Origin of the sequence: Actinoplanes sp. NPDC089786, from assembly GCF_040684855.1 — a bacterium.
GTDB lineage: Bacteria > Actinomycetota > Actinomycetes > Mycobacteriales > Micromonosporaceae > Actinoplanes.
Genome location: NZ_JBFBGU010000026.1, coordinates 46,495 through 59,329, shown reverse-complemented (window position 1 = coordinate 59,329; position 12,835 = coordinate 46,495). Strand labels below are relative to the sequence as shown.

At 71.0% G+C, this 12,835-nt stretch carries 13 protein-coding genes; 1 reads left to right on the top strand and 12 read right to left on the bottom strand.

What is annotated here, in order from left to right:
* Positions 1-82: 82 nt before the first annotated feature.
* Positions 83-418: a YrhB family protein gene (locus AB0O15_RS41330; protein ID WP_364331420.1), complete on the top strand. Its 336-nt coding sequence runs from the start codon at positions 83-85 to the stop codon at positions 416-418.
* A gap of 109 nt (positions 419-527) precedes the next feature.
* Here AB0O15_RS41330 and AB0O15_RS41325 read toward each other — a convergent pair whose 3' ends face one another.
* From AB0O15_RS41325 to AB0O15_RS41270, 12 genes are all read right to left on the bottom strand, one after another.
* On the bottom strand, positions 528-758 hold the full coding sequence (locus AB0O15_RS41325) for a zf-HC2 domain-containing protein (protein WP_364331305.1): 231 nt from the start codon (positions 756-758) through the stop codon (positions 528-530).
* 5 nt (positions 759-763) lie between these two features.
* Positions 764-3,184 (bottom strand): right-handed parallel beta-helix repeat-containing protein, encoded by a 2,421-nt coding sequence (locus tag AB0O15_RS41320; protein WP_364331302.1) that lies wholly within the window; start codon positions 3,182-3,184, stop codon positions 764-766.
* On the bottom strand, positions 3,181-3,495 hold the full coding sequence (locus tag AB0O15_RS41315) for a hypothetical protein (protein ID WP_364331299.1): 315 nt from the start codon (positions 3,493-3,495) through the stop codon (positions 3,181-3,183). Before AB0O15_RS41315 ends, AB0O15_RS41320 begins: the two co-directional genes overlap by 4 nt.
* The gene (locus AB0O15_RS41310) at positions 3,488-3,937 is read right to left on the bottom strand and encodes a YbaB/EbfC family nucleoid-associated protein (protein WP_364331297.1); all 450 of its coding nucleotides are present in this window, start codon (positions 3,935-3,937) and stop codon (positions 3,488-3,490) included. The genes AB0O15_RS41315 and AB0O15_RS41310 overlap by 8 nt, the downstream gene beginning before the upstream one ends.
* Positions 3,930-4,838: a hypothetical protein gene (locus tag AB0O15_RS41305; RefSeq protein ID WP_364331294.1), complete on the bottom strand. Its 909-nt coding sequence runs from the start codon at positions 4,836-4,838 to the stop codon at positions 3,930-3,932. The genes AB0O15_RS41310 and AB0O15_RS41305 overlap by 8 nt, the downstream gene beginning before the upstream one ends.
* Positions 4,839-4,840: 2 nt before the next feature.
* Positions 4,841-7,708, bottom strand: a complete 2,868-nt coding sequence (locus AB0O15_RS41300; RefSeq protein WP_364331291.1) for a hypothetical protein — start codon at positions 7,706-7,708, stop codon at positions 4,841-4,843.
* A 76-nt stretch (positions 7,709-7,784) separates the two neighbouring features.
* Positions 7,785-8,087: a WXG100 family type VII secretion target gene (locus AB0O15_RS41295; protein ID WP_364331288.1), complete on the bottom strand. Its 303-nt coding sequence runs from the start codon at positions 8,085-8,087 to the stop codon at positions 7,785-7,787.
* A 26-nt stretch (positions 8,088-8,113) separates the two neighbouring features.
* On the bottom strand, positions 8,114-8,440 hold the full coding sequence (locus tag AB0O15_RS41290; protein ID WP_364331285.1) for a hypothetical protein: 327 nt from the start codon (positions 8,438-8,440) through the stop codon (positions 8,114-8,116).
* A gap of 109 nt (positions 8,441-8,549) precedes the next feature.
* Entirely contained in the window at positions 8,550-9,962 is a 1,413-nt protein-coding gene (gene eccB / locus AB0O15_RS41285) for a type VII secretion protein EccB (RefSeq protein WP_364331282.1), read from the bottom strand.
* A gap of 1 nt (position 9,963) precedes the next feature.
* Positions 9,964-11,361, bottom strand: coding sequence for a type VII secretion integral membrane protein EccD (gene eccD / locus AB0O15_RS41280; RefSeq protein WP_364331279.1), 1,398 nt, complete (start codon positions 11,359-11,361; stop codon positions 9,964-9,966).
* 15 nt (positions 11,362-11,376) lie between these two features.
* Positions 11,377-12,327 carry a hypothetical protein gene (locus AB0O15_RS41275; protein WP_364331277.1) on the bottom strand — a complete coding sequence of 317 codons (951 nt, stop codon included), beginning with the start codon at positions 12,325-12,327 and terminating at the stop codon, positions 11,377-11,379.
* Positions 12,328-12,408: 81 nt separating this feature from the next.
* Positions 12,409-12,735: a hypothetical protein gene (locus AB0O15_RS41270; protein ID WP_364331274.1), complete on the bottom strand. Its 327-nt coding sequence runs from the start codon at positions 12,733-12,735 to the stop codon at positions 12,409-12,411.
* Positions 12,736-12,835: the final 100 nt, after the last annotated feature.

The following is a 12,835-nucleotide window of genomic DNA, read 5'->3' as shown; positions in this document are numbered from 1 at the left end:
CAGTACGACCGCTCGCGTTACTACGACCCGCTCACCGGGCTGTTCCTGGATCGGCCGGCGGCTTCCCTACCGGCCGCCCGACATGCACGCCAACACACACAGGGAGAGGACCGTCATGGACGTCGACGCGGCACGCGCCCAGGCCACCGCGACACTCCGGCAGATCGAGGAGGGCGGGCACCCGCTGGCCCTGCTCGATCCGGACAGCCCGATCGAGCACGAGTGGTGCTGGCTGTTCCCGTTCAACACCGCCCGGGCGATCGAGACCGGCGACTTCATGCACAGCCTGGCCGTCGGCCCGCTGGTCGTGCCGAAGAGCGGCGACGAGCCCTGGGTGGCACCGTCGAGCCCACCCGTGGAGAAGTGGCTCAACGCGTACGCGGAACGGATGAATTTGACCCTGGTTCCGCTGCCATGACCTGACACGCCCGTGACGCGGCCGCCGGTTCCCGTCACCGGCGGCCGCGGTGGCCGGCCCGCTGTCCTGAGCCCGTGCGGCTCAGGCCTGTGCGGCCGGCCGCCGCGATTCATCCGTTCCGGAGCGCGGCGTCCGCGGCCAGGATCTCAGCGATGTCATCGGGCGACAGCAGGTTCAGGTAGGACGTGATCCCGGCCAGCTCGACGACGTCCGCGGAGCAGGCTGTGCACTCGTCCAGATGGCGCCGGGTTCGTGCCTGGTCGGCCGGGGCGAGCCGGCCGAGAATGTGAAGACCGAGCAGGTTGTGCACGGCCTTGTCGGCGCACCGGTGATTCCCCATGTCCTCTACGTCGCCCTGCCGACCGCCACCGGCAGGTCCTCGGCGGTGAGCAGGGCGAGTTCGGCGGTGCTCACGCCCGGCGCCGAGGCCAACCGGGACGCCTGCATGTCGGCCATCCGCTCGAACACCTTGCGCGCCTCGCGGCCGTTGCCGAAGGTGCCGTCCTTCGGGATCCGGTCGAAGTAGGTCAGCAACGCCGCCGCCGCGGCCGCGTCCAGCTGGTAGTCGTGCCGATCGCACTGGTTCTCCACGATCGTCACCAGCTCGGACGGGCTGTAGTTGCTGAACTCGATGGTCCGGCTGAAGCGGGACTCGAGGCCCGGGTTGGCCTGCAGGAAGCGCTCCATGTCCGCGGAGTAGCCGGCCGCGATGACCACCACGTCCTCGCGGTGATCCTCCATCAGCTTGACCAGCGTGTCGATGGCCTCGCGGCCGAAGTCCGGGCCGTTCCCGCCACTGCTGTTGCTCAGCGTGTACGCCTCGTCGATGAAGAGCACGCCGCCCAGGGCCGAGTTGAACGCGTCGGTGGTCTTGATCGCGGTGCCGCCGATGATCTGGGCGACCAGGTCCGCCCGGGCCACCTCGATGAGGTGTCCCTTCTTCAGCACGCCCAGCTCGGCGAGGATCTTGCCGTACAGCCGGGCGATGGTGGTCTTGCCGGTGCCGGGCGCGCCGGCGAAGACCAGGTGCCTGGCCATCGGCGGAGCGGACAGGCCGGCCTCCTGGCGCCGCTTGGACATCTTGTTCAGGTTGATCAGTGACGTGACCTCCTGCTTCACGCCGTCCAGACCGACCAGGGACTGAAGCTCGCGTAACGGGTCGGATCCGCGGCTCGCCGGCTTGCGCTCCTCGGCCGGCGTCGGGACGGCATCCGGCGCGGCGGCGTCGGCGGTGGCCGTCCCGTACGCGTCCGGCAGCCGGTTGCGGGAGCTGGTGAGCCCGTCGACGACCAGCGGTCCGACCGGCTCGGTCTGGCGCAGTCCGGCGCCCTCGTTGTCCCGCACCGAACAACCGGCCACGCGTACGGAACGGGCGGTACGCACGCTGATGCCGTCGCCGGCGTTCGCGGTGAACTCCGAGTCCGTCACCGTCCCGGTCGCGCCCTCGGCGAGGACAAGCCCGTCGGCCGCTCCGTCGTGCACCCGGCACGCGGTCAGCGAGACCTCCGCGCCCGGCCCGGCCGAAACCCCCGCCGCCCCGGCGTCCCCGATGTCGCAGTCGCTGAGCGAGGCGGTCGCCTCCTCGACGGTCACCCCGGCGCCGGAACTGCCCCGCAGGCTGAGGCCGCTGACCGACGGATGGGCACCGCCGCCGATCCGCATCCCGACGCCGCCGCACCGCTCGATCGTGACGTTCTCGAAGCGGCCGCGGGCCGCGTCCTTGACCTCGATGGCCGCGCCGTCACAGCCGCTCACCTGCAACCGGTGCAGCAGCGGGTCGGCGCCGCCGTCCAGTCGCACACCGGCGCCGGTGCAATCGCTGACCACCATGTTGATCAGTTCCGGATTGCTGCGCTCGCCGATCTGGATGCCGACGCCGGCGATCTTCGTGGCGATGCACGCGTCCATCCGGCCGGCCGATCGCCCGAGGAACCGGAAGCCGCTGCGCTGCGCGCTGGTCACCCGGAGGCGGCGCAACGTCGGCGCGCACCGCTCACCGGTGAACACGCCGTCGGCCCCGCTCCCGTCCACCGTGCAGTCCTCCAGGGTGGAGGCCCCGGAGGTGGCGAGGTAGATGCCGACGCCGTTGGCCCGCCGGACGGTCAACCGGCGCACCGTGGCCTCGGACTGCTGCTCGGCCGCGAACGCCGGCTTGTTCGTACCCGTGATCTCGGTGTCCTCGATGTTGATCTTGCCATGGCCGTTGATGCAGATGCCGTTGCCGCGCGCCTCACGCACGCTGCACGATCGGACCCGCAACTCGCCCTGCTCGGCGACGACCACGCCCGAGGTGCCCAGCCGCTCGATCCGGCAGTCGTCGACCATGCTGCCGACCCGTGAGGTGACCACGACGCCCGCGCCGACCTGATTGGTCACCCGGCTGCCCCGCATGGTCAGCGAGCCCTGGTCGCGGACGAAGACGGTCGCCCAGGCCGACGCGGCCAGCTCGCATTCCGTGACGCTGAGCTGACCGGCGCCCAGAGCGAGAGCCGGACTGTCACCATCGGCGGCGATGATCGACAGACCGGCGAGCGCGGCGGATTCGGCCATGAGAACCACGGGCACGCCGGACACCGGAGCGAGTTTCACCGTGCCCGGCCCGTTCTGCGCGGTGATCGTGACGATCTTCGTGAGCACCAGGTTCTCGCTGTAGTTGCCGGGACGCACGGTGATCACCGACCCCTCCGGCGCCGCCGCCACGGCCGCCGCCAGCGTCCGGTAGCCGGAGCCCGCCGACGGATCGACCGTGATCGTCCGCTGACTCACGACCCCGGCGCCAGGGTGCTGGAGTTGTCGTGGTCGGTGTTCACGAACTCGTCGATCGCGCCTTTGCCCTCAGCGGCCAGCTCCCTCAGGTACGTGACGGACTGGAGCACATTCCCCAGGATGTTCTCCGCCTTGGGCTCGCGTGGCTTGGCGAACCGCCTGCCGTACTCGTCGGTGCCCCACGGCTCGGGCAGTGTCGACCGGACGGTTCGCACCCGGTCGAGCGCGGCCTGCAGGTCGCCGCCGACGGACTCGACGACGTTGAGCAACCGGCGCGCCCCATCCGGCTCGATCGTGGTCTCGTCAGCCATCGGCGCGGGTCGCCTCCTTCGCCGCCCTGGCGATCCCGGGCAGGTCGACCACCGAGGTCATCAACGTGCCGACCACCTCGTCGATGTCGACCTTGCCCGCGGCCAGCTCGCCGAAGGCGATGCCGGGCAGAACATCCCGGCCGGCCATCTCGTCGATCTTGCCGAACGCCGCGGCACGCCCGCGCTTCAGGGTGTCCATCAGCATCGTGGCGAGCTCTTTCGGCGCCATCGTGCGGTATTTGCCGTTGTTGAAGGTGAGCCGGGTCAGCTCGCCACGGCCGTCGAAGGTCGCGGTGACCATCTTGTTCGACGACTCGACGACGGTGCTCGCCTCCGACATCTTCCGCTGGAATTCGGTGATCTTGCGCTGCTCGTCGGCCAGCACGGCGAACATCGCCTCCAGCCCGCCGCTCCCGCCCGGCAGTTCCTCGTGGTCAGACATCGCGATCCCCTCTCGTCGCCTTCTTGATCTCTTGCTCGAAGTTCTTGCGGAAGTCCTCCCGGGCGGCCTCGACGGCCTCGACCCGTTCCTGACGCCCGATCACGTTCCAGCCGTCGTCCTGCCCGTCGAGCCAGACGGCCTGGTCACCCTGGAGTCCGCCGCGCTTCTGCCCGGTTCCGTCCAGTTGTCCGCCGCCCATGCCGCCACCCATGCCGCCGCCCATCCCGCCCATCGGCATGAACGGCATCATTCCCATGCCGTTGCCGGCGGCGCCGCCACCACCACCGCCACCACCGGGCGGAGCCGAATCACCGGGCTGGCCGGCGCCGGGCGGCGGCCCGGCCGGTCGGAACAGTTGCGCGGGATCGGCGCCGGCCGCGAGCCGCAGGGGCGCGGACCCGTCGTGGGCGGCTTCGAGCAGCGCCCGGCCGAGGCCAGGCTCCTCCACCGGAACGGCCGGGGGTGGTGACTGGCCGCCGGCCGCCTCGCCGGCCGCCCGGTATCCGTCCGCCACGTCGTGCAGGATCCGCTGAGCCTGCTGATCGAACGGGACGTCGGTGGCGCCCGTGATCCGCTGCGCCGTCAGGTCCCGGACGCGGGCCTGGCCGGCCACCAAGCCGTTCGCGGTGACCCGCAGCAGCCGCCCGTACTCGCCCTCGTCCAACATGTGCAGCACCTCACGGGTACGGCGCAGCGGCTCATCCAGCCGCGCGCTGACCGCCGCCGCGCCCCGCCACGCCTGGTCCAGATCGCCGAGCGTGCGGTCCAGGTGTCCGGCCAGGGTGCGCAGACCGCGCCGCGCCTCATCGAACGCGCCGGCCCCGCGTTCCACGTCGGCCGGCGAGGCGGCCTCGAGCGCGGCGCTGACCTCGTCCAGGGTGTACGGCTGGGATCCGGCCATGCTCAGTCCCGGCCCACGGCATTGCTGGAGACGGCGCCCTGGCCGTCCTCGCCCCACATGCCGTCCTCACCGACGAGCCAGGTGTTGCGCTCACGGTCACGATTGCCCTCGCCGCCCATGCCGCCACCCATCGGTGGCGACATCGGCATGCCGGAACCACCGGGCTGCTGACCGGCGCCCCCGCCCGTCGGCTGGAGCACGGACTGGTCGGTCCCGGTGGGGTTCGCGGTCACCGGGGCGAGTTCGAGCGGTGCGGGCTGGTCCGGGTTGTCGCCGCCGCCGCCGCTGCCGCCGCCACCAGGGCTGCCACCACCAGGGCCGCCACCGCCGTCGCCGCTGCCGCCACCACCGCCGGGGGCCGGGTTGTCGTTCTTGCCGGTCAGGAAGTCGGACAGCTGTGTCGAGTGGTCGCCGCCCTCCTGGATGAGTTCGTCGATGGCGTCGTCGGCCGACCCCTTCGCGTCCTCCAGGGCATCGATTCGGGCCTGCCGCTCGTCGTCGGTGAGGCCGTCGGCCCCGGCGTCGTCCCGCACCTCCTGGATCAGGTCGTCGATCGACTTGTCGGTCGCGTCCTTCGCGGCCGCCAGCGCGTCGTCCCGGAGCGCCTCGGCCTCGTTGGCGTCGATCTTTCCGTCGTCGTTCATGTCGCCGTCGGGCTTGCCGTCGCCGTCCGCGTCGAGGGCGTCGCTCATCGGATCGTCGCGGAGGAGATCGTCGATGGCCTGGTCCGCGGCGTCCTGGGCGTCGGACAGCGCGTCGTCGCGGGCCGCCTTCTCGTCCGCGGAGTTGCCGTCGTCGTCGTCCGCGGAGTTGCCGTCGCCGTCGTCCGCACCGCCGCCGAGGGCATCGTCAACGGCATCCCGCGCGTCATCGAGGGCGTCGTCCGTGGCGGAATCGCCGGTGCCGGAGAGATCCTCGATGGCGTCATCGACCGCGTCCTGGGCCTGGTCGAGCGCGTTCTGCCGGGCCTCGTCCGGTGAGACGTCACCCGCCCCGGACTCCCCGAGGTCGTCGATCGCGTCGTTCGCCGCCTCCTTCGCGTCCTCCAGCGCCTCGTCGCGGGCAGCGTCATTTTCCGGGTCACCGGTGGACTGACCCATCAGGTCGTCGATCGCGTCGCCGGCCGCGTCCTTCGCGTTCTCCAGCGCCTCGTCGCGGGCCTCGTCGGCGGCCGGGTCCGTCGAGGACGTGGTCGGCAAGTCCTCGCCGCCACCGGTCAGGTCGTCGATCGCGTCATCGGCGGCGTTCTGCGCGTCCTGGAGGGCCTGCTGGCGAGCTTGATCAGCAGCCGAGTCCCCGGCGCCGCCCCCGCCGCCGGGCCGGCCGGTGCCGCCAGGTGTGTTGGACGTCGTCGGCACGCCCGCACCGCCGCCGTCCATCAGGTCGCCGATGGCGTCGTCCGCCGCGCCCTTGGCATCCTCGAGGGCCTGCTCACGGGCCGCGCCCGCGTCATCCGGTCCGGGGGCGCCGGTCGAGTCGCCGGTGGCCGCGGGGCCGAGGTCGTCGATCGCGTCCTGGGCCGCCTGCTTCGCGTCGTCGAGGGCCTCGTCGTGCACCGGCTCGCCGTTCTTGAGGTCGTCGATGGCGTCGCCCGCGGCGTTCTTGGCGTCCTCGAGGGCCTGCTTCTGACCGGCGTCGGCCGAACCGTCCGGCCCCGTTCCGGTCCCGGGGCCGAGACCGGATCCGCCGCCCGCGCCAGGGCCGATCCCGCCGCCCGCGCCAGGGCCGATCCCGCTGCCCGCGCCGGGGCCGTCACCCGTACCCGCGCCTCCGGGGTCGCCGGCGCCCTTGAGGTCGTCGAGCGCGTTGCTGGCGGCTTCCTTGGCGTCATCCAGCGCGGCGTCGTGCTCGGGATCCCCGTTCTTGAGGTCGTCGATGGCGTCGCCCGCGGCGTTCTTGGCGTCCTCGAGGGCATCGTCCGCCGAGCCGCCGGCACCGTCACCCGGACCTGGCCCGGGAACGTTCGCGACGCTGGCCGGATTCTCCTCCCGGTTCTCGAGCGTGTCGGTGCCCGGCTTGTGGTCCATATCCTTCTGCTGGGGCTCGGGCATCCCGTCGGGTGTCGCGGTGGGTGGCGGCGCCCCGGTTGACGTGGTGGGCGGTGGCGTGCCGGTCGACGTGGCCGGCGGTGGCGTGCCCGTTGACGTGGCCGGCGGTGGCGTGCCGGTCGACGTGGCCGGCGGCGTGGTCGGCGGCGCCGCCTTGGGGACGCTCTGCTGCACCGCGACCGTGAGCGGCTTGAAAGCCCCTCCTTCGGCCCGGTACGTGGCGGACAGCTGCACCAACCGGGACCGGAGGTTGGACATGATCCAGGCCTCGCCGGCGTGGTAGGCGGCGGTCATCGCCTCGGCACGGTCGGCCTCACGCTGGGCGGCAGCGTCGGTGATGCCGCTGTAGATGGCGTCGATCCGTTCGCTGGCATACGTCCGGAGCTTGTCGCTGAGCCGGTGGCCGGCGTCGACGATCGCCCAGAACTCCGCCCTGAAGTTGTTGATGTGGGTGCCGATCGCATAGGTGTGCGCGCCGAAATTGTTGGCCAGGATCACATCGCCGACACCCTTGCGACTCTTGTCGGCGAGCTGCTTCACGTGTTCCTGGAACGCGTTGGCCGCCTCACCGGCGAAGATCGGGCTGTCGCCGGCCGTGAGGTCCTTGGCATGCTGCTCCAGGTCCTCCACCATCCGTGACAGCGCGGCCAGAGACGCGGTGAACGCGTCGCCACCGTGGAACCATTCCTTGGCCGGATCCTGCCCCGTATCGACGATGTCGTTGACATACGGCATCAGCTCGGTCCACACGTGGTAATCGCCGAACGTCTCCCGTGTCGGCGGGCTCTTCTCGTCAAACGTCCCGACTTCGCCCGCGGCCACCGCTCACTCCAACACTCGAGTACGACAAGGAAACGGCGCCGGGCAGCAGTGCTGCTCCCCGGCGTCAGTTGTTTCGTCAGCCGGGGAACCGGGTGTTTCCGGAGCGGACGTCCTGCTGGCGCATTTCCTCCGCACCGTCGCGCAGCTTGACCGAGAGATCATTCACGATGGCGTTCATGTCCTCGAGGTTCCCGTGAATGCGAGAGGCCAGCATGTGGTACTGGTCGGCTGCGGTCCCCTGCCAGGCATCGAGCGCATGACCGATGCTGGTGGCCATCTCGTCGATGTGCTGACCGATGTACCGGTTGATCTGCATCATCTGGTCGGTGCCCTGCTCAATTGTGGCGTAGTTGTAATTGATTATCTGGTCCTGCGGCATGGCCCCTCCTCCTTGATTTCGCTTGCCTAGCCCAGACCCCGAAGAATGTCGACACCGGCCGCGGCGACGCCGGCCCCGCCGTCGGAGTCCGTCGAGTCGAGGTCCACGATGGTGCCGTCCACGTTGTCGGCCATCGTGTTCAGGTCATCCATGATGGCGTGCAGCTCCTGGTGCCAGGCTTCCTTTGCTCGCAGCAGCGCATCCATCATCTTGCCCTTGCAGTCCTGGTCCATTACCTCGAACGCCTGCTGGAATCTCTGAAATCCCTGTAGGCCGATTTCGGCGGACGTATTACGGTGCTGAGTGGCCACCCCCGCCGCGACGCCGGGGTCAAGGCCGGTACTCGAGGTCATCTCATCTCCTCTTCGGACACTGCTGTGGTGACAAGACCATGAGAGCAGCCGGAGCCGCGGCGGAACCGGTCGCGCGGGGCTCGGCCCGCGTTCTCGGGGATATCCCCCGTCAGCCGCCCACGATCTGACTCCGCAACGCCGCGGCCGGGTCCAGAACCGTGCCGGTGGGCAGCAGTTCGAGCAATTCGGCGGGCACGTCGATGGGTGGGCTGCCGGCATAGCCGAGCGCCTCCACACCGGCCGGCGGCAGAGGGAACTTCGCGCCGTACTCGGAGACGAGGAACAGCGCTCCGCCCGCCGTGCCCGGCGCGTAGGGGTTGCGGGCCAGTACGCCGGTCCCGGCGGCGATCAGCACCCGGTCCACGGTGCCGGCCGAGGTGACCGCGCGCGGCACCAGCAGGGCCCCGGCCGCCGCGTCCGCCTTGATCTGCGAAAGCGTCACGATCACCGTCTTGCCGGCCGTGCGATAGCCCACACACGGCATCCCGCCACCGCCGTTGAGCGGCGCCGGCGGGTCCGGCGGATAGCCGTCGACGAACTCGGTGCTCTTCGCGACCGTCGCCAGCGCCAGCTCGTCGGGCCGGACCGGGATGGGACTCACCGCACCGCCCGGATAGGCCAGCCGGATCCCCGGATCGGCCAGCGCCAGCGCTGCGACGGTGCGGCTGAGCCGGACGAAGCCGTCCGAGCGAGCCAGGAACTGCTCTGTCGTGCCGTTGACCGCGTTGCGCACCTCGAAGATCTGGCCGATCACGCTGGGCCGCCCACCGATCACCGGACCCGGGCGGCCCCGGGCCGGAACGGGCGGGAAGGCCAGGTCACGCCCGGAAGGAATCGGGTTCAGCCAGGCCGGGGTCACCATCACCGGGTCGACCGCCGCGTAGCCCAATGCCACCGCGGCCGGACCGGCCACGCGGAACCGGCGTCCCTGCCAGACCAGATAGGCCTGCCGGTCGGCGGTCTGCACCAGGAACGCCTGCTTGGTGCCGAGCGGCGCCGGCGCCGCGGCATCGCCGAGGATCAGGGTCGTGGCCGGCTCGCCGGCCGGCGTGGGTGGTTGCGCGCACACGGTCCACGGGCCGGTGTAGAGGCGATTCGCCGCGGGCACCGAGTCCGGGGCGCCGGCGATGCCGATCGGCGTTCCCACCGGCAGGCCCTTGATCGAGTTGCGGGAGACCTGCACGATCCGGGCATCGGTGCCGCTGCCCAGCACCAGCCGGGCGGACGCGTAGTTGAGCACCGGCCGGAGCTGACCGTCGAGCAGCAGGTAGCGGCCGCCGGTCTCGCGGACGGCGATGACCACGCCGCTCTGCCGCCAGGACTTGTCGCCGCCCGGCCGGAAGATGCCGTAGATGCCGAAGCCGCCGGCGATCACCACGGCCAGCAGCATGCCGATGACGAACCCGAGCACCGGCCGGTAGTTCGGCGGCTCGTGCGGGTCCGGCCGCCCCCGCATGACCGCCGCGTTGAGCCGGCTGACAATGTAGAAGTACGCGTGTACCTGATCCTTGCGTGACTCCATCTCAGCTGGCCCAGGCCCGCATCATCGAGTAGATGCCGAGCACGGCCGCGAGCACCGGAAGAAGCGAGACCGCGACGAGGATCTCCATGATCTCCACGGTCCGGGCCCAGTACGGCCGCAATCGTCGCCCGGGCAGGGTCACGGCCGCGGTCAGCACCGCGCCCGCCACCGCCACCACCGCCGGGACCAGGACGGCGGCCCGCACCACATCGGTCTGATCGAAGGCGAACCGGAACAGGGCGAAGACGACCAGCGCGATCGCCGGGCCCATCGTCGCCCAGCGGGACACGATCAGGGTCAGATGCCGGGACCGCATGCTCAGCAGCGTGGCGACCACCAGCGCCATGATGATCGGCCAGCCGCCGCCCGGCCGGAGCAGCACCGCTGCCATCAGGATCTGCGCCGTGCCCGCGCCGACGGTGAGCGCCGCCAGGTAGGCCAGGCCGGCCGATCCGCGCTCGACGACCACCCGGTGCGGCGCCGGGTCGATGTCCTCGGAGAGCTGCTCCGGGTTGCCCGGCAGCAGCGGCAGCGCGAGCCCGCCGAGCCGGAAGGCCAGCGGGGGCAGCGTCAGGTTCACGATCATCGACAGCGTCAGCCCGCAGGCGGCGGCCTCCTGCGGCCGGACCGGGCCGACAGCGGCGATCAGCGCCGGCACCGCGACGCTCACGACGAAGGCCAGGGCGCCGGCGAAGAGCAGGCCGGAGTCGGCGACGGCGGACAGGCCGGCGCTGAGGGCAACCAGCGCGGCGAGCGCGGCGAGCGCGACCCGGACCTCCGTCGGCGAGTGCGGGGCCAGGGCCTGCGCGCCGAGCCAACCGGCCACCGCGGCGTATCCGGCGGCCGCACCGGCGAGCAGGGTGCCGGTCTGTGGGTCGGGCACCGACCGGCTGACCAGACCGGCGGCGGACAGCAGCGCCACGGCCAGCACGGCCGCTACGGTGGCCCGCCACACGGCCGGACCGCCGAATCCCAGCATCACCAGGCCGGCGGCCAGGGTGATACCGCCGAAGGCCAGGAACATCGATCGCGTACGGTCGGCGCCCCACCGCCACCGGCTGTTGCGGGCCTGCTCGCCGACCCCGTCGACGAGGTCGTCGAAGTCGATCGGCGGCAGCTGCTCGGCGCGCGGCCGGAAGTGCAGCGCCTCGCCGTCGAGCAGGTTCAGCTCGACGGCGGAGCGTTCCTCGTCCAGCGGCTTCTCGCCGGGGCGCTGCACCACCCAGCCGTCGTGCTCGGCGCCGTGGTCACCGGCCTCCCGGTCGAGTTGCGTCAGGACGGCCGGTAGCAGGTCGACAAGCGGCGCTTCGCCGGGCAGCGCCACGTCCACGGCCTTGTCGCCCAGCACGAACCGGAGCCGGACGGGCGCCGCGAGACGCTGTCGCGTGAGGCGGTCCACGGTACCTTCCGCGTCTCAGAGCGCCACGTACACGGGCTTGCTGGACTGCTTGATATACGGCTTCCCATTCAGCCACCAGACCTCGCGGCCTTTCGCGTCGGTTTGGTGGTGGCCGTCGATCTCGTAGTACCGGTAGGTGCGGCCCTGGTAGTCGTCGTCATTGTTCGAGTTGTGGGTGATCGTGCCGCCTTCCACCGGCTCTGTCTTGGAGAAGTGCTCACCGGTAGCCGGCGGAGGCGCAGCCGTCACGGGTGGAGGCGGCGTACCGGTAGCCGGCGGAGGCGCAGCCGTCACGGGTGGAGGCGGCGTACCGGTAGCCGGCGGGGGCGGCGCGGCCTGCAGGCTCATGCTCTGGTTGCTCTTCAGGTCCGGCTGCTCGTTCAGGTTGACCACGCTGTCGTTGTTCTTGCCCAGACCGCCGGGGGTCATGAACTGACCCATCCCCGGGACGTGCGCGGGGTCGAAGTCGAGGATCTTCGGGTCCTTCGGGTTCGCGAAGTCGAACGAGTCCTCGTCATTCGTCGGTGAGTCGTCACCGGTCTCGTACGACGGCTTGCTCTTCGACATCACCGGCTGGTACTCGGCCTTGCCCATCTCGGTGATGATGTTCTTGGACGCGGCGGTGGCCCTGGCCACGGCATCAGAGTTGGTCATATCGACGCCCTCGAACTCCTTGGCGATCGCGATCAGGCCCTCGTTGATCTCCTTGAACGCGGTCTCGAGGTACTTGAGGTGCGTCGCCACGGCGTCCCGGCGGTCGATGAACAGATCGCGAACCCACTGTGCCGCGTCGAACGCCCCCGCGTTCGGGGCGACCTTGCCGAGGTCGGCGATGGCGGCCTTGTGTTCGTCGGTGATGAAGCTGATCAGCGCGCCGACATCCCTCAGCCGCTGACCGTTGACCGTGGTCTGCACGGCCGCTTGCCTTAGAGGCACGGTCAATCCTCCTGTCGCACCGGAGAGCACCCTGAGACTCCGACGCTAGGGAGCGCGTGGGACCGCGGTCCGGGCCCGAGCCTGCGAGCCGCCGGATCCAGGGGAAACCCCTCACCGGCGGGAAGGATCCTCGACGCACGCGACGGCGGCGGCGTTCGCGGCGTCGGTCTCGTCGAACTCATCGGCGATCTGACCGAGCGCCGCGTGGATCTCGGCGAGCGTCCGGCGCAGGTAGGCCACGTGCGCGAGCACCGTGTCCCGGTGGCCGGTGACGACGTCGCCCAGCCACCGCGCCGCCTCGAAGTCGCCGAGTTCGGGCGTGTAGCCGTACAACCCCTCGAAGTGCTGAGCGTGATCGTCGAAGAGCACGCCGAGCGAGGCGGCGATGTCCTGCAGGCGCCGGACGTCGACCCTGGTCTCGTCGGGCACGATCATCACCTCGACTCATCCTATTCGTACTGATATGTTGGTCTCTGCCCACCACGGCATCAAGCCGAACATCGTCAGCACGGTAGGCGGGATGCGCCGGGTAACGCCC

What these genes read in the sequence shown, in the direction of transcription:
- AB0O15_RS41295 (WP_364331288.1), bottom strand. Translation starts at nt 8,087, where the DNA reads ATGCCGCAGGACCAGATAATCAATTACAACTACGCCACAATTGAGCAG.
- AB0O15_RS41330 (WP_364331420.1), top strand. Translation starts at nt 83, where the DNA reads ATGCACGCCAACACACACAGGGAGAGGACCGTCATGGACGTCGACGCG.
- AB0O15_RS41290 (WP_364331285.1), bottom strand. Translation starts at nt 8,440, where the DNA reads ATGACCTCGAGTACCGGCCTTGACCCCGGCGTCGCGGCGGGGGTGGCC.
- AB0O15_RS41305 (WP_364331294.1), bottom strand. Translation starts at nt 4,838, where the DNA reads ATGGCCGGATCCCAGCCGTACACCCTGGACGAGGTCAGCGCCGCGCTC.
- eccB (WP_364331282.1), bottom strand. Translation starts at nt 9,962, where the DNA reads ATGGAGTCACGCAAGGATCAGGTACACGCGTACTTCTACATTGTCAGC.
- AB0O15_RS41310 (WP_364331297.1), bottom strand. Translation starts at nt 3,937, where the DNA reads ATGTCTGACCACGAGGAACTGCCGGGCGGGAGCGGCGGGCTGGAGGCG.
- AB0O15_RS41315 (WP_364331299.1), bottom strand. Translation starts at nt 3,495, where the DNA reads ATGGCTGACGAGACCACGATCGAGCCGGATGGGGCGCGCCGGTTGCTC.
- AB0O15_RS41325 (WP_364331305.1), bottom strand. Translation starts at nt 758, where the DNA reads ATGGGGAATCACCGGTGCGCCGACAAGGCCGTGCACAACCTGCTCGGT.